Annotated in this window: 16 protein-coding genes and 1 other annotated feature; of the genes, 2 read left to right on the forward strand and 14 right to left on the reverse strand. The window is 38.8% G+C overall.

The window, feature by feature from the left end; translation table 11 throughout:
- Positions 1 to 32: 32 nt before the first annotated feature.
- Positions 33 to 259 (reverse strand) — a binding site (T-box leader).
- Positions 260 to 316: 57 nt separating this feature from the next.
- The 9 genes from dtd to J2S78_RS11170 form a co-directional block, all read right to left on the reverse strand.
- A complete protein-coding gene (dtd, locus tag J2S78_RS11130) occupies positions 317 to 763 on the reverse strand; it encodes a D-aminoacyl-tRNA deacylase (protein ID WP_306898577.1) in 447 nt (148 codons plus the stop codon).
- 27 nt (positions 764 to 790) lie between these two features.
- Complete coding sequence (locus tag J2S78_RS11135) at positions 791 to 2,971, reverse strand: RelA/SpoT family protein (RefSeq protein ID WP_306898579.1); 2,181 nt, start codon at positions 2,969 to 2,971, stop codon at positions 791 to 793.
- 281 nt (positions 2,972 to 3,252) lie between these two features.
- Positions 3,253 to 3,768, reverse strand: coding sequence for an adenine phosphoribosyltransferase (locus tag J2S78_RS11140; protein WP_306898581.1), 516 nt, complete (start codon positions 3,766 to 3,768; stop codon positions 3,253 to 3,255).
- The gene (recJ, locus tag J2S78_RS11145; RefSeq protein ID WP_306898583.1) at positions 3,758 to 6,127 is read right to left on the reverse strand and encodes a single-stranded-DNA-specific exonuclease RecJ; all 2,370 of its coding nucleotides are present in this window, start codon (positions 6,125 to 6,127) and stop codon (positions 3,758 to 3,760) included. Before recJ ends, J2S78_RS11140 begins: the two co-directional genes overlap by 11 nt.
- Before the next feature lie 104 nt (positions 6,128 to 6,231).
- Complete coding sequence (locus J2S78_RS11150) at positions 6,232 to 6,564, reverse strand: LapA family protein (protein ID WP_306898585.1); 333 nt, start codon at positions 6,562 to 6,564, stop codon at positions 6,232 to 6,234.
- A gap of 14 nt (positions 6,565 to 6,578) precedes the next feature.
- Entirely contained in the window at positions 6,579 to 7,451 is an 873-nt protein-coding gene (locus J2S78_RS11155) for a cation diffusion facilitator family transporter (RefSeq protein WP_306898778.1), read from the reverse strand.
- A 170-nt stretch (positions 7,452 to 7,621) separates the two neighbouring features.
- A complete protein-coding gene (gene secF, locus J2S78_RS11160; protein WP_306898587.1) occupies positions 7,622 to 8,572 on the reverse strand; it encodes a protein translocase subunit SecF in 951 nt (316 codons plus the stop codon).
- Positions 8,562 to 9,872 carry a protein translocase subunit SecD gene (gene secD / locus J2S78_RS11165; RefSeq protein ID WP_306898589.1) on the reverse strand — a complete coding sequence of 437 codons (1,311 nt, stop codon included), beginning with the start codon at positions 9,870 to 9,872 and terminating at the stop codon, positions 8,562 to 8,564. The genes secF and secD overlap by 11 nt, the downstream gene beginning before the upstream one ends.
- Positions 9,873 to 10,065: 193 nt before the next feature.
- Entirely contained in the window at positions 10,066 to 10,395 is a 330-nt protein-coding gene (locus tag J2S78_RS11170; RefSeq protein WP_306898591.1) for a post-transcriptional regulator, read from the reverse strand.
- A gap of 134 nt (positions 10,396 to 10,529) precedes the next feature.
- Here J2S78_RS11170 and spoVB point away from each other — a divergent pair, with 134 nt between their 5' ends.
- Positions 10,530 to 12,071: a stage V sporulation protein B gene (spoVB, locus tag J2S78_RS11175; protein ID WP_306898592.1), complete on the forward strand. Its 1,542-nt coding sequence runs from the start codon at positions 10,530 to 10,532 to the stop codon at positions 12,069 to 12,071.
- Here the strand turns inward: spoVB and J2S78_RS11180 are convergent.
- A complete protein-coding gene (locus tag J2S78_RS11180; protein ID WP_306898595.1) occupies positions 12,068 to 12,727 on the reverse strand; it encodes a DUF421 domain-containing protein in 660 nt (219 codons plus the stop codon). The genes spoVB and J2S78_RS11180 overlap by 4 nt on opposite strands.
- 66 nt (positions 12,728 to 12,793) lie before the next feature.
- Positions 12,794 to 14,089, reverse strand: a complete 1,296-nt coding sequence (locus J2S78_RS11185) for an ArsB/NhaD family transporter (RefSeq protein WP_306898597.1) — start codon at positions 14,087 to 14,089, stop codon at positions 12,794 to 12,796.
- A gap of 133 nt (positions 14,090 to 14,222) precedes the next feature.
- Here J2S78_RS11185 and J2S78_RS11190 point away from each other — a divergent pair, with 133 nt between their 5' ends.
- Entirely contained in the window at positions 14,223 to 14,594 is a 372-nt protein-coding gene (locus J2S78_RS11190) for a TIGR04086 family membrane protein (RefSeq protein ID WP_306898598.1), read from the forward strand.
- A 132-nt stretch (positions 14,595 to 14,726) separates the two neighbouring features.
- Here the strand turns inward: J2S78_RS11190 and yajC are convergent, their stop codons facing one another.
- From yajC to queA, 3 genes are all read right to left on the reverse strand, one after another.
- Positions 14,727 to 14,987 (reverse strand): preprotein translocase subunit YajC, encoded by a 261-nt coding sequence (yajC, locus tag J2S78_RS11195; protein ID WP_306898600.1) that lies wholly within the window; start codon positions 14,985 to 14,987, stop codon positions 14,727 to 14,729.
- 61 nt (positions 14,988 to 15,048) lie between these two features.
- Entirely contained in the window at positions 15,049 to 16,188 is a 1,140-nt protein-coding gene (gene tgt / locus J2S78_RS11200; protein WP_306898602.1) for a tRNA guanosine(34) transglycosylase Tgt, read from the reverse strand.
- Complete coding sequence (gene queA, locus J2S78_RS11205; RefSeq protein ID WP_306898605.1) at positions 16,176 to 17,225, reverse strand: tRNA preQ1(34) S-adenosylmethionine ribosyltransferase-isomerase QueA; 1,050 nt, start codon at positions 17,223 to 17,225, stop codon at positions 16,176 to 16,178. The genes tgt and queA overlap by 13 nt, the downstream gene beginning before the upstream one ends.
- Positions 17,226 to 17,260 lie beyond the last annotated feature (35 nt).

A 17,260-nucleotide genomic window follows, 5' to 3' on the forward strand; every position in this document is an offset into this window, starting at 1 on the left:
AAACATATAAAAAAACCCGCCTCTCGCAATAAACGAGGGACGAGTTGTTACCCGTGGTGCCACCCTGGTTGAAGCATTTTATAACAATACTTCCTCTTTAACAGTTAACGCCTGTCAAACGTCCATTCCTACTAATTGCATGTTCGAAACAGAGCCTCAAGAGTGTCTTTTAGCAGGCAGCAAATAGAACTGATTTCAGCTATAACAGTTCCTCTCTGCAAATGCGTCACCTGCCTACTTTCTCCATCGTAGGCTATCTCATGGTTGGTTAACTGATAACTATCATACGAATCTCAACCTTGATTGTCAACCTGTCTTATTTACTTGGGCTGTCCAAAATTAAAGTGACCGGGCCATCATTTGTTAAGCTAATTTTCATCATTGCCCCAAATTCCCCCGTTTCTACTTTTGCTCCTTTTTCTAAAAGCAATTCGTTAAAACGGTGGTATAGTGTAGAAGCTTCATCTGGTTTGGCAGCCTCCATAAAATTCGGGCGTCTCCCTTTCGTACAATCACCGTAAAGCGTAAATTGCGGAATCGATAATATCTTTCCACCTTTATCTAACAGTGATACGTTCATTTTCTCTGTTTCATCTTCAAAAATTCGTAAGTTAACGATTTTTTCGGTCATCCAGTCAAGATCTTCTTTCCCATCTCCGTGAGTAAAACCGACAAGGGCTACAATTCCTTCCTCAATGGATCCAGTCGTTTCATCGTTAACTTGACACTCTCCATAATCTGAGCGTTGAATAATGACTCTCATAACTCTAACGTTCCCTTCACTATTCTATCAATGTATCATTCTTCTAACGGAATAAATATCAGGCAATTTCTTTATTTTCTCAACAACTCGGTGTAAATGATCAACGTTATGAATCGCTATTTTTATATCTATAATCGCCACTTTATTTTTATCCGATCTGCCGTTAACAGCAGTAATATTCGTTTTCGATTCTGTTACAGCATGCAACACTTCATTTAACAAGCCACGCCGGTCATATCCTGTAATCTCAATATCGACACTATAGTTTTTCTTTTTATTCGTAGCGCCTTCCCATTCAACCGGCAGGAGTCGGGATTGCGCATTTTCATCATTTACATTCGGACAGTCACTACGGTGAACCGATACACCACGACCTTTGGTTATAAATCCGACAATGTCATCTCCTGGTACTGGTGTACAGCATTTAGAGAGACGTATAAGAAGATTATCAACACCTTTTACGTTTACTCCAGTGTCTGTTTTCTTCGTTTCTGTATGCGTCGTGACATCTTTCACAGCTTCTGCTACTGACTTTTGTTCTTCTTCCTGTTCCTGCTGTTGTCTAATTTTATCGGTTAGTCGAGTAACAATTTGTTTAGGACTCACTCCATTATAGCCAACAGCAGCAAACATATCCTCTTCCCCGTTAAAACTAAACTTTTCTGATGTTTCTTTTAAATTTTCATCGGAGAGCACCGTTTTCGAATCAAAACCTTGCGACTTCAATTCTTTTTCAATCATTTCTCTGCCTTTCACAACATTTTCTTCCCGTTGTTCTTTTTTATAGAATTGTTTAATTTTATTTTTGGCATGAGAACTTTGCGTTAATTTCAACCAGTCCTTGCTCGGTCCATAGGAGTGTTTCGAGGTCAGCATTTCCACTATATCTCCTGTGTCAAGCTGATAGTCCAGTGGAACCATTTTTCCATTCACTTTAGCTCCGATTGTGCGGTTACCGATTTCAGTGTGAATACGATAAGCGAAGTCTATTGGTACTGATCCTCTTGGTAGTTCAATCACATCTCCTTTTGGAGAAAACACGAAGACCATATCAGAAAACAAATCCATCTTAAGTGATTCCATGAAATCCTGAGCATCCGACGCTTCATTTTGCCATTCGATGATTTCACGAAACCATGTTAATTTATCTTCTAGTGATTTCCCTGCTGCTGATTTACCTTCTTTATAAGCCCAATGTGCAGCAACACCGAATTCTGCAACTCTATGCATATCCTCTGATCTAATCTGAACTTCAAGCGGTTCGCCTTTTGGACCGATAACAGTCGTATGCAAAGACTGGTACATATTGGCTTTTGGCATCGCAATATAATCTTTGAAACGTCCGGGCATCGGTTTCCAACAGGTGTGTATAATTCCGAGAACAGCGTAACAATCTTTAATGCTTTTAACGATAATACGAACCGCCAGCAAGTCATATATTTCGTTGAATTGTTTCTTTTGCTTAACCATTTTGCGGTAAATACTATAAATGTGTTTCGGCCGTCCATATAATTCGTTTGGTTCGACATTTATATCTGTCATACTGTCTTTTATATTATGAATAACTTCATCAATGTATTGTTCTCGTTCTGCCCGCTTTTGTTTCATCAAATTAACAATACGATAATACTGTTGTGGGTCTAAATAACGAAGGGCCGTATCTTCTAATTCCCATTTAATGGTTGATATCCCTAATCGATGAGCAAGCGGAGCAAATATTTCAAGCGTTTCATTTGATATGCGGCGTTGCTTGTCCGGTGGTAAATGTTTTAACGTACGCATATTATGAAGACGATCGGCTAATTTAATCAAAATAACACGGATATCTTTTGCCATAGCAACCACCATTTTTCGATGGTTCTCGGCTTGTTGTTCTTCTTTAGACTTATATTTAATCTTTTTTAATTTTGTTACACCATCTACAAGCATCGCTACTTCTTCATTAAACGACTCTTGTAAATCTTCGACAGTCACATCCGTATCTTCCACGACGTCGTGTAGAAAAGCTCCAGCTAACGTATCAGAATCCATTTGCAATTCTACTAATATCCCAACCACTTGAATTGGGTGCAGGATATACGGTTCTCCGGATTTTCGATACTGGTCTTTGTGAGCTTCTTCTGCGTATTTATAAGCACGTTCCAAAAATGAAACGTCATCATTCGACAAAAATTCCCTGGATTTTTCCAACACTTCATCGATGGTCATGAAATCACCCTGCAAGCCTTTCTAAAATCATTATTTCTTTATATTATCTTTAAATTTATCGGTTCTGTAAAGTCTAAAGGGATATGTCAAATTAAAATCGAGTTTTTTCGTAATATTTGTTCAATTAATGTTTGATATTCACCTCATTATTCCCAGTATTTCTTCCCCCAAAAGGGTCCTGCAGTTTCCCCGTCAGAAATAAAAGTCCCTATGTCCATTTCAACCGAAGTCCTTAATAAAATAGAGCTATCCCGACTTGTGGAACAGCTCTCTTTATAATCTTATTCAAAATTCACAAGTGAGAAAATGTCATATTGACTCAGATTTTTTCTTCCATCTAAATATAATAGTTCAATCATAAAAGCCATACCAGCAACATGTCCCCCAAGTTCTTCTACTAGCTTCACGGTTGCTTCCACTGTTCCTCCCGTAGCTAATAAGTCATCGGTAATTAGTACATTCTGACCTGGTAGAATAGCGTCTTTATGGATAGACAGACTTGATTCTCCATACTCCAAGCCGTAATCGGCATCAACTGTTTCTCTCGGGAGTTTTCCTTTTTTTCGAACGGGGACAAATGCTTTTTCAAGGGAATAAGCAATCGGACAGCCTACGACAAAACCTCGTGCTTCCGGTCCAACGACAACATCGATTTCTTGATTTGCTGCAAAAGCGGTCATATCATCTATTGCTTTTTTGTAAACCGGACCATTTTGCATCAATGTAGTTATATCTTTGAATCGAACGCCTTCCTTTGGGTAATCTTCGATAATTGTAATATGTTCTTTAAAATCCATTGACGACTTTCTCCTTCGCATCATTTTTATTATTTGCTGTCACAAACGAATCTATTTTTTCTTTCAGTTCGTTGTATGTTGAATACAATAACTCTTGTTCCGTTTGTTTTTTGTTTAGGTGTCTTTGATAGGTTAAAGAATTTGTTAAATCTTTTTTTTCCGGAGATTTATTCACAGTAATAATACCATTTTCCAGTTTAACAAAACCAAGCTCAAAAAACACATCAGTCATAAAAGATATAGCAAAAAATGCCTGCCCTTTTCGCCGCGCTAATTCTTCCCCGTGTTTGGTGAAGTTAAATGTCTCTCTTTTTTTAAGAAAACTGTAATACCATTTAAAATCTTCTCTAGAAGGCGTTGTTTGAAAATAAACCTGCTCTTTTTCCTCAAAGAATGCGTAAATTCTCTCTATGTTTTCCACTTTGGATAGAATGTCCGTTAATTGTTGAATGGAACCAGGCAAATCGGCTAGTACAACATTTGTTGCTTGCAGGCTTTGTTCTGTTACATCGTTATGAAAGAAAATAGACGTATTATTAAATGAAGACTGGAGCTTTGTGTACGTCTGTTCTTGAAATGTAATCACTATTGTATCATGATTAGACAAATAATTTAGCGTTTCTTCTATATTTTTATCATGTCTCTTGTCAAACAGCTGCCATTCTTGCACTGCTAAATCTTTTAAGAACAATTGCGGTTTCCTGAAACCGTTCCATTCGTTAATCGATAACTCACCAACGGCAGAAGCATTAGCGTATTCCGTTACTCCGTCAGCAAGTTCGCCAAGGTGAAAACCAACGCAATCTAAACGATTATCTTGGGAAGCAAATTCTAATTTGATATGATTTTTTTCACTTCCTATTTTTCGTTTCGAGGCAATACTTACATCACTTACCTTAAACAAAGGCTTAGGATTGCTAACACCAAACGGAGCTAGTTTTCTTACTTCTTCTAGTGAGGAAACAGTTAGTTGATGTAAGGAAACATTCATGTCTACTTTCAAAGATGGTGTGAAATCATTTTCTGTCAATGTTTCGCTCGCTTGTTTTAAAAGGCGGTTTCTTAATTCTGGTATATCGTCCGCCGCCATCGTAAGTCCAGCTGCCATAGGATGACCGCCAAAGTGCGGAAGCAAATCTCTACTCTTTGATAATTCTTTGTAAATATCAAACCCTTTAATACTTCTAGCTGATCCTTTTGCTTTCCCAGTCGCTTCATCTATTCCAAGTACGATGACAGGGCGATAAAATCGGTCCATTAATCTAGAGGCCACAATCCCGATAACTCCTGGGCTCCACCCGGATTTCCCGACAATAAGAACACTGTTTTCCTCAGGTGGAAATTCATTTTCTACTTGCTCTACCGCTTCTTTTGTCATTTCGTTTACAACTTTTTGTCTCTCTTTATTCAGCCCATCAATAATTTCAGCCCATTCTTCGGCTTCAACAGAGTCGTTAGAAATGAGCAGATGAACGGCTGGATCAGCTGCTTCCATACGCCCGGCCGCATTAATACGCGGTCCCATCGCAAACCCAACATGGTCCTCTTCTACTTCATTTCCTTCTATCCCACAAATATTTTTCAAAGCTTGTATTCCAGGTTTTTTGGACACAGAAAGAGATGTAAGACCATATGCAACCATTGTTCTGTTTTCATCAAGCAATGGCACTAAATCGCTGACAGTGCCGATCGTGTATATATCAAGCATGTGCTTTGGAAAATAGCCAAGAAGCGCATGAGCGACTTTCAAGGCGACACCAGCTCCTGCTAATTCTTTAAATGGATAGCTACATCCCGGTTTTTTCGGATTTAAAATACAATGCGCATCTGGAAGTTCAGGTGGCGGTTCATGGTGATCCGTTATTATAACATCTAATCCCATGTCATTAGCAGCTTTCACTTCCGGCACGGCAGCAATTCCAGTATCAACTGTAATGACCAATGAAGCCCCTTCTTCTCGAGCACGTTCGAATGCCGGAATGTTTGGACCGTACCCTTCCGTGAAACGATTTGGTATGTACCACCCAAAATCAGCTTGCAATTCTTTTAAAAGTGTAATCATGATTGTCGTACTTGATACTCCATCCGCATCATAATCCCCAAAAATAAGTATCTTTTCTTTATTCTCGATAGCTTCTCTTATTCTAGTCACCGCCGTTTGCATGCCATCCATTAGAAATGGATCGTGAACGGGGCCTTCTTCTACGTGCAAAAATTTATTTGCTTCTTCTGCCTCTTTATACCCACGCATCCATAACAACTTTGCTGTTATCGATGATATGTTTAAATCCTTTTGTAATTGTTCATACTCATTTGACTCATCTATTTCGATTTCCCACCGTGTTTTTGGTTTCAACATACAATAACACCCCTGACCCACTTATTATACTAAAGGGAATCAGGGGATACAATTGTTGTTGCTTTATTCAAAACAATGATAATTTTTATGTTACGTTTGAATCCTTATTTTGAGTCCTTATTTCGACTATTCGTCTCATTATTTTTTGTTTGAGTACGTTGATTCGATGATTCTTTGTTTGCCTCGGTATTTGTTTTTTTAACCGTTGATTTTTTTGACTGCTTGATTTGCTGTTGTAATCGATATACTTTTATCATACCAAACGAACCGACGACGACAGCTCCCATTAAAACAGAGCCAAGGATAACTAAAATCAAGGGCCATTCTGCCGTACCAAATATGTAATTTACTTCTACACTCTCCACGTTCATGACAGCAAATACAGCAATGATAAGAGCTGCTATGAAACCAAATATTAATCCGGACTGCCCCTTCATACGTGACCTCCTAACTAATAACTTTGATCATGCGGATTAATATGGACAAATACGTCCTTAACCCTTTCTTCTTCTAACAATAAGTCTTTCACGTTTTTTCCAATTCTATGTCCTTCAATAACTGTAATAAATGGGTCAACAGCAATCTTTATATCAATAATAACATAATGCCCATGTTCTCTTGCCAAAAATTCATCGATATGAAGAACACCATCAATTTTTTCCACTTCATCTCTCATCTTCGCCGTGTCCTCGGCATGTAGAACATGATCAAGAGCGTTATGAATGGAAGACTTTCCTAAACTCCACGCCATCTTCATGATAAGTAATGAAACGAATAAACCAGCTGCCAAGTCTCCATACAACAGCCATGATATCCCCCAATAGTTTCCTGCAACCGACGCACCAATACCAAGGAGTGCTGCTGCCGATGAAAACACATCAGAGCGATGATGCCAGGCATCGGTAATAAGTGCATCACTTCTATATTTTTTTCCCAAATGATGTTTATAACGAAACATCACTTCTTTCACTAAAATAGAAAAGAACACGGCATACAGCGCAATTATTTTCGGTACAGTGACCGTTTCTCCTATATCCTGCACTGCATTAAGGCCAATTTCAAAACCAACAATAAATAATAATACGGCTACAATAATTGCCGTAACTGTTTCTGCCTTCCCGTGTCCATATGGATGATCGTTATCCGGCGGTAAATTAGCAGCCCGAACACCTATAAGAACAGCGACAGACCCAACAACATCAGATGCAGAATGGACTGCGTCAGCAATAAGAGCACGACTGTTAGCCATCCAGCCTACAACACCTTTTAAAATAGCAAGAAGAATATTACCAAAAATGCCGACAAAAGCACCTATTCTCACCATTTTATATCTCTGTTCTTCCTCATGTTTCACGGTCCCACCACCAGTTAAACACTTTTAAACTTTTTCTCAAATTCATTATACCAACAAAAAGGCCATGGTATGTACCATGGCTTGAAGAATATTGCAAGACACTCACGGTTGAGTATCTTGCGCGCCTGACTTAGATAATCTTAAATTTCCGGTTCAAGGTCTTCTGGATCTTTTTCTTTTGGCTTATTTTTTTCACGCTGTAAACTCTTCCACTTCCACGAAAGCCATAATTGGGATGCTAAGAACAAGGAAGAATAGGTTCCAGCAATTAAACCAACTAGGAGCGCAAAGGAAAAGGATCGAATCGCTTCTCCGCCGAGAAAGAATATCGCTCCCGCAGCAAATACTACCGTTAACACCGTATTAATAGAACGCGCTAACGTTTGATTCAAGCTGACATCGACCACATGAGCAAGGTCATCAAACGTTTCAATTTCCTCTTGTTCTCTCATATTTTCCCGTATCCTATCAAACGTCACAATTGTATCATTAATAGAATACCCAACTATGGTTAATACAGCAGCTATAAAAGGGACATTCACTTCAAATTGAACAATAGAAAATACAACGATAATGAAAAAGGCATCATGCATCAGAGCTGCAATCGAAGCCACTCCATACCAAAATTCAAATCGAATCGTTACATAGAGAATAATACCGACCGAAGCAATTAAAACCGAAATCAGCGCATTTTGAGCTAACTCTTTCCCAACTAGAGAGGATACTGTATTTACGCTCGGTTCTTCTCCATATTTATCTATAAAATACGTTTGTATTTCTGCAATTTCATCTTGTCCCAACATCCCTACAAAACTGGCGTGCGCCATTTCATTCGAATCGCCGGCAAGGGTTATTTCATCTGGTTCATATCCACTTCCTGCCTCTGCAAAATCGTCCTTCACTTGCTCAGCGGTGAATGAGTCATCGGACATCACTTCAACCTTTGATCCACTCTGAAAATCTATGCCAAGATTTAAGCCGGCAGTAAATAGTAGAATAATTCCCACCAAAGCAAAGATGATGGAGAATGAAAAGAATTTTTTCCGGTGTTTTACGAATGGAATGAAACGTTTGTCAGTATTAAAGTTCATTGATTTCATTCTCCTTTACTCCAAACACCCGCGGTTTTTTGTTGAATATCCTGCTGTTAACCCATAGACCAAGCAACAGACGTGATCCGTATACCGCGGTTAGAAAACTGGTTAATATACTTACAATCAACATGACGGCAAAACCTTGAACGGAGCTCGTACCATAATAAAATAGAACACCGGCCGCAAGAATTGTCGTTATGTTTGCATCCATGATAGTAGAAAGAGAACGCCTTGTTCCGGATTTAAAGGCTGACATAATCGTTTTTCCAGACCGTATTTCCTCTTTCACTCGTTCATAGGTAATAATATTAGCGTCAACTGCCATACCTACACCTAATATTAAAGCGGCAATACCAGGCAAAGTAAGGACTCCTTGCATCCAGTTAAAGATGAGAAGAACAATATAAATGTAAGCACTTAACGTAATCGCTGCTACAACACCCATAAAGCGGTAATAAACAAGCATATAAGCTAGAATAAGAGCAACACCTATGAGTCCGGCAAATATCGTATTATCCATTGCTTTTTCACCCAAGGAAGCTCCAACAGCATTAGAGTAAATTTCCTCCATTTCCACTGGTAGGGAGCCAGCATTAAGGACTTCTGCTATATATTCTGCTTCTTGTAGTTCAAAATCGCCTTCAATTTGAACATCTTTGCTGTAAATCGGTTCACCACTTTGCGGCATCGTTGGAGCAGATAAGTATTTCGGGTCTTCTTTACCGATCTCTTCAGCAAATGAGTCCCCTTCTTCATAATCAAGCCAGATGACAAGTCGATCATTTCCACGTTCATATTCGTTGATAATATTCCCTGTCACTTCTCCAAATCGATCGGCATCTTTTAGTGTTACCATTACAACTGGTTCATTTGCCTGATTAAACCCAACACTTGCCCCATTTTCTTCGAGGGCTTCTCCTGACATTCTTTCATTATCATCTATGTCCCGGAAACTCAAGTCTGCTTCCGTTGACAAAAGCTCTCGAGCGGACTGTTGATCTTCTACGCCCGCAAGTTGCACACGAATACGATTTTCTCCTTCAATCGTAATATTCGGCTGTGACACACCGAGCACGTTCACTCTTTCATTCAACGCACTTACTGTCGCCTGCATCGTTTCATCTGTTAGTTCTTCATCCTCTTCAGTTGGAGAAACTTCATACAGAACCTCAAAACCACCTTGCAGATCCAAGCCTAGATTAATTCCTTTTGCGGTGTTCATCACTGTTTGAGAGATAAGGCCACCCAACAAGAGTACTACCACAAAAAAAGTTACTATTCTCCATTTCTTTACCATTGACCTTCCATCCTCCTTCAGCCGGCCGTAACTCTTTCATACACAAAAAGGGAGTTATTCTATAAAACAAAAAGAAGGCAGATATATGCCCCTAAAAACAGACGTGTTCGTCGTTTTCTATAAAAATGGACTCTCATTATATACGCAATATGTACGGCTTAGCAACATGTTAATTATACTGATGCTTTCAAATTCATGTCAAATGACGGTTTGTTGAAGCATGTGTTTCTATATCCCCTAGTAAATCATCGAGACTCGCCTTCGTGGAATAATGCTTCGCACTCTCCTTATAGGAGGAAACTGTGAGACGGTTCATATATTCACTTAGCTTCAACGTCAAAACATAATGTACCAACACATGCAGACGTACCGCTTCTTCTCTGTTCTCTAATTTTTCCATCACACAATTCCACACTTCTTCTTCGTCAGCACTTTTGTAGCCAAGTAAATGAAATTCATCCACCTTACTTTGCAGGGCTGGTTTCACATCTGATTTCCACACTTCAAATTGTTGTTTATTCATTATCTTTATCTTCCTTTCTAAAAATTGTCATGCTCGTCCTGTTATGTTGCATACATATAAAAAAAGCGCGTTCACTTACAATTCCATAGTTTAAAACATTCTAGGTGAAATGTCTCTAAAGGCGGGAGCAGCATATGAGTAAACAATCTTTTATTCAAGGAACAATAATACTAATCGTTGCAGGTCTCATAACGCGCGTTCTAGGATTTGTTAATAGAATTATTACTGCAAAAATCCTTGGAGCTGAAGGAGTAGGCCTGTATAATATGGCTTTTCCAACTCTTCTTCTACTTATTACCTTAACACAATTAGGACTTCCTGTAGCCATTTCAAAATTGATTGCAGAAGCCCAAATGAAAAATGATATGTATAAAATGAAGCGAATACTTACAGTCTCAATGACTGTCACAGGATTGTTAAGTTTATTTTTCACAATCCTTCTGCTTACTACAGCTCCGTTTTTAACCAATTATTTACTGACTGATGAGCGTGCACTGTTTTCACTGCTTGCGATTACACCTGTTATCCCTATTGTAGCAATGTCAGCCGTATTAAGGGGTTATTTTCAAGGTCGTCAAAATATGAAACCTACCGCTATCTCTCAAGTGATTGAACAAATTGTTCGTATCTCTCTTGTCGCCATTTGTACAAATGCCTTGTTACCTTTTGGACTGGAATTTGCAGCAGCAGGGGCGATGCTTTCCGTTGTAGCGGGAGAGTTGGCTTCTCTATTGTTTATGATCTGGAGTTTCCAAAGAAAAAAATCTCTCAGATTACGAAAACAATTTTTTGCAGCTTTACACGGAGGCAGAACAACATTTAAGGAATTGATGGACATTGCTCTACCTGCGACAGGAAGCCGTATGATTGGTTCAATTTCTTTATTTTTAGAACCGATTGTAATTACACAAAGCTTAGCTCTTGCTGGAGTAACCACAGTAGCAGCTACAGCACAGTACGGGGAGTTAAGTGGTTTTGTTATTCCTTTATTATTTTTACCTACATTCATTACATATTCCTTTTCTGTCACTCTGGTTCCTGCGGTTAGTGAAGCTGCAGCAGAGAAAAGGTATGACCTTGTTCAAAAACGACTCCGTCAAACGTTACGTACTGCTATTCTTGCTGGTGGATTTTCTGCCGTATTTTTATATATTTTTGCCGAATCGGTAATGACCGTTGTGTATGATGCTCCCAAAACGGCTTATTTATTAAAAATACTGGCTCCCTTTAGTCTATTTCTTTATTTACAAGGACCTTTACAAGCAGTCTTACAGGGGTTGAATCTCGCCAGGTCTGCTATGATTAACACACTTATAGGAGCTGTTATTAAAGTCTCTGCGCTATTTATACTCGCTTCTTCACCTGATCTTGGTATTAAAGGAGCAGCACTAGCAATTGCTATTAATATGGTACTTGTAACATTGCTGCACTTACATGTTGTAGCCAAGGCAACTGGTTTTGTTTTGGAAGGCGGGGCAATTATTCTCATTATAGTAACGGCTGTTCTTTCTGTTTGTGTCACAGATCTTTTCATCCAAAACGTTTTATCAACACAACCTATACTCCTGCAAATAGGGTTTGCCGGGCTTTTATCAACAGCATTATATGCAAGCCTATTAACTTTTTTAGGTATTATAAAATGGGACCAATGGAAAAAAATTATGGCTCGGTATTAATCATCTTTTTCATCAATAAATAACACCCCATCCTGCTGAAGAGCACAATAAGACACTTGTTTTACGTTCTCAATCCCTGCTTTGTGTATTTCTCTTCTTAACCAAAGCTCATCTCTTTCTGATTTCTGTAAATTATCCCATTGTATGTGTCCATCAATAATAAAAGGAACAGGAGATGACGGTTTATCTTCTGTTTCTTCTCCCTCCTGTTCTTTTTCAAATACCGACAACTCCCCGGATGGTTCTAGTATCGCAAACTCCACATCAGACACATCTTTTACGTCCTTTTGACGGATTTGCACTAACAAATCATCAAAATTGTAACGCTGTTCTTTCATAGCTTTCTCATCAATTTTCCCATTATTAATTAAGTATGTTGGTTTACCGTCTAATAAATAACGCATGTTTCGACTTTTTAAAGACCAGTAAGCCAAAAAGATTTGAAGGACACACAATATAATAATTGGTAAGAATGCTTCTCTGTATGTTATTTGAATGTCTTCAATCGAAGTAACCGCCATCTCTGCAATCATGATTGATATCACAAAATCAAGCACAGACAACTCTCCGATTTCCCTTTTTCCCATGACCCTAAATATTACAAGCAAAAAAAAGTACACTATTACTGTACGAAAAGCAATTGTCCATAACTCCACATTTTACACCTTCTTATCAGCACACCTTTCTATATAGTGTTTCCTCTCTTCTTGCTTTCATGTATGTTAATAGAACATCAGATATCGGAAATATATATATATGGTAGAAATAAAAAGAGATAGAAAAGCAACGGGAAACCCAATTTTGAAAAAATCTATATAACTGAAGCCATGACCTTCTTTTGCAGCCATACCAGCGACAATAACATTGGCTGTCGCTCCAATTAACGTCGCATTCCCTCCAAGACAGGCTCCTAAAGCTAACGACCACCAAATAGGACTCAAGTCTCCCATACCATATCCTTCAAGCTCTAAAATAACGGGAATCATCGCTGCAACAAATGGGATATTATCTACAAAACCAGACACTAACCCAGATATCCACAACATAGATAAAGATGTTTGGGTCATATGACCTTCCGTAAAAAACATTAAGCCTTTCGCCAATTCTTCCAACAAACCGGTTTCTTCAAGCCCACCTACTAACATAAACAAACCGGCAAAAAAGAAAATCGTTGTCCATTCCATACGTTTAAATACTTTTTCCGGATCAGCTTGTGATTGTGTCAAAAACATTAAGAGCAGAGCACCGGCCATAGCTACTGCTGTTAATTCAATCTTTAAATAGGGCTGCAGTAAAAAAGCAAAAATAGTCAATGCCAGAACAATAACGGACTTCATTAATAAAGACCTACTCTTAATATAATCAAGTGCTTGGAACTCCATTAATTCCTTATTTAATTCTTTTCTATCTGTATCTTTCCACTCTTTACGATAATAAAACGCAACACTTATCACTACTATTAAAAAAATAACAAGGGCAGGCGGTCCAAGATGAATTAAAAAGTCATTAAAAGTTAAATCCGGCGCCGCCTGTCCAATCATTAAATTAGGAGGATCTCCAATTAAGGTTGCTGTTCCACCTATATTTGACGAAACAATAATAGCCATTAAATATGGCATAGGTCGTAATTTGAGCATATTAGTCAATGTAAACACGATTGGGGTGATTAACAAAACTGTCGTTACATTGTTTAGAAATGCGGAACCAAAGGCTGTCAAAAGAGAAAGCAGTAACAACAGCGGCATCGGCTTGCCACGTACGAATTGAGCCGTTTTAATAGCGGCAAATTCAAACATTCCACTTTGATTGCAAATCGATACGATAATCATCATAGATAAAAGCAATATAATGGTATGCCAATCAATATAACGAAAGAATACGAGGCTAAGATCCATGATTCCAAGAACAATCATAATAAGACCGCCTGAACAAGCGACTAAAGCCCTGTCTCCTTTTTCTGCAATCAAAAAACCATAACTAATAAAAAAAACGATAAGTGCGAGTATAACATCCTCCACGCAAGCGCCCACCTTTTACAACGGTTTGTACAATTTTATGTAACAGACGCAAAGTTTTGAACAAAAACTTCTTCTATTTTTTAATTGTTGTCCATATATTTTCTATAAACAAACGAGAGAGGGGCAGAAGACCATGCAGCGAACAGGACAACTTTATGGTGTTGGGATGGGAATCGTTGTCATTATAAGTATTTTGCTTGGATGTAGTATTATTTTTTCTACGTTATTAAGATTCACTACTATTTCAGAGGGCTCTATTCAATGGTTGCTTTTACTTGTAACTATCATTAGTTTTGGAATCGGCGGTATTATAGCCGGCGTACGTGCTAAAGAGAAAGGCATTTTGACGGGGCTGTTTACGGCTGCCGGGGTTCTATTGGTTTTTGTTTTGTTAGAGTATCTAGGCTATGACAGCGCCATTAGTGGAATACAAGCATTATATTTCTCTGGTTTTGTGGCGTCGTCAGCGATTGGAGGAGCCATTGGGGTAAACACATCATCATAAAATACCACCAAAAAACGTTGAAGAATAACAAAAGCTGTTCCAGCATTAGACCAGAACAGCTTTTTCACATTCATAAGAAGCTTTTTCTTTTTTCAAACAGGGTGAAAAAAACTCTTATGTAAGAAGACATAATTAGTCTTCATTTACTATTTCGCGAACAGAATTTCGATCAAATGTTAATTTGTGATCATTCTCTACAGCAAGAACAATTTTTCCTTCATCCAAAGCATCAATTGTTCCATGCAATCCGCCAATTGTTATGATGCGGTCCCCTTTTTGCAAATTAGCATGCATTTCTTTAACTTGCTTTTGACGCTTTTGCTGTGGACGAATTAACAAAAAGTAGAAAATCGCGAACATTAGTACCAGCATAATAATTGGTTCAATCCCCATGAAAGTCCCTCCTTTCTGTATCCTAGACTTACAAACAAGTCCTTTTGTCTTGTCGAAAAAACTAAAAGTTTTTAGCGTTTGGACTGTTAAAGCCATACTGTTCAAAAAATGCCTCCCTGAAATCAAGGAGTCTATCTTCAAGTATGGCCTCTCTAACCTGTTTCATTAAGTTTAACAGGAAATAAAGGTTATGGTAAGAAGTAAGACGAAAACCAAATGTTTCATTCGATTTCACTAAATGTCTAATGTAAGCACGAGAATAGTTTCGACACGTATAGCAGTTACAGTTTTCATCAATCGGTTTAAAATCACGAGCATATGCTGCATTCCGGACAACTAACCGGCCATTACTAGTCATACACGCGCCATTTCTAGCAATTCTGGTTGGTAGTACACAATCAAACATGTCGACTCCTCTTATTGCACCATCAATGAGAGAATCAGCAGATCCAACTCCCATCAAATACCTTGGTTTATCTTTCGGTAAAAGAGGAGTAGTAAAATCCAAGACGTGATTCATAACGTCCTTTGGTTCTCCTACAGACAGTCCGCCTATAGCATAACCCGGAAAATCTAAAGAAATCAAATCATGTGCAGATTGTTTACGCAAATGTTCATATTCTCCACCTTGCACTATGCCAAATAATGCTTGATCTGATGGCCTCTGATGGGCTTCAAGACACCTTTCGGCCCACCTTGATGTCCTTTCTACCGAGGCTTTCATATACTCTTCCTCTGCCGGATATGGAGGGCATTCATCAAAAGCCATCATCATATCAGGCCCCAGCGCATTCTGAATTGTCATTGCTTTTTCTGGTGATAGGAAAAGCTTTTCCCCACTAATATGATTTCTGAAGTGGACGCCTTCTTCTTTAATATTTCTAAGGTCACTTAAACTAAATACTTGATAACCACCGGAATCCGTCAAAATTGGTTTATCCCAGTTCATAAAAGAATGAAGCCCGCCAGCTTCCTGAACAATATCTTCCCCTGGGCGCAACCATAAATGGTACGTATTACTCAAGATAACTTGAGCTGCCATTTCATCTAATTCATCAGGACTTAAAGTCTTCACTGTCGCAAGGGTTCCCACCGGCATAAAGATGGGAGTATCAATGGACCCATGCGGCGTATGTATTTTACCAAGTCTTGCACCGCTTTGTTTACATGTTTTAATTAATTCATATGTTATTGCTGCCATTTGTGGCGACTTCCCTTCATAATGAGCATTGCGTCTCCAAAACTAAAGAATCGATATTTTTCACGAATTGCTTCCTCGTACGCCGATAGTAAAAACTGTCTGCCGGCCATTGCACTTACGAGCATGACAAGGGTCGATTTCGGCAGGTGGAAATTGGTAAGCATTGCGTCAATACCTTGAAAACGATAGCCCGGATAAATAAAAATATCCGTCCAGCCTGACTCTTTATAGAAACCCTCTTTATTTTGAGCAGCGGTTTCAAGCGTTCTTGCTGACGTTGTTCCAACTGCAACAATCTTATTTCCTTTAGCCTTGGTCTCATTCAACAGCATAGCTGTTCCTTCACTTATTTGATAAAACTCTTCATGCATATGGTGATCTTCAACGTTATCAGCAGAAACCGGACGGAATGTGCCAAGTCCTACATGTAATGTTATTGTTGTCACTTGGATTCCTTTTTCCTTCGCCTGTTGAAGAAGAGATTCTGTGAAATGAAGGCCTGCGGTTGGAGCAGCAGCAGAACCGTCCTGCTTCGCATAAACCGTCTGGTAACGTTCCTGATCCGAAAGCTTTTCTTTTATATACGGAGGTAGCGGCATTTCTCCTAGTTCTTCCAGTATTTCTAAAAATACACCGTCATAAGAAAAACGAAGCATCCGTCCGCCGTGTTCTAAAATGTCCGTACATTCGGCTTTGAGTTTTCCTTCACCAAAGGATAATATTGTACCTGGTTTGACACGTTTAGCCGGCTTTATTAACGTTTCCCATTCATCTGTATCTTCTTGCTTTAAAAGTAGTACTTCTATTTGACCTCCCGTCTCTTTTTCACCAAATAAACGGGCCGGGAGCACCCTCGTATCATTTAAAACAAGACAGTCCCCCTCATCCAAATAATCAAGAATAGATTGGAAAGAATCATGGCGAATGTTATCTTCCTCTGGATCGAGCACCATGAGACGAGAAGCGTCCCGCTCTTTTAATGGGGTTTGTGCAATAAGTTCTTCCGGTAGTGTAAAGTCAAAATCATTGACATTCATAGTCGTTCAACCTCGTTTCTCCCATTTCCTCCGTT

The sequence above is a fragment of the Salibacterium salarium genome, assembly GCF_030813635.1.
Classification (GTDB): domain Bacteria; phylum Bacillota; class Bacilli; order Bacillales; family Marinococcaceae; genus Salibacterium; species Salibacterium salarium.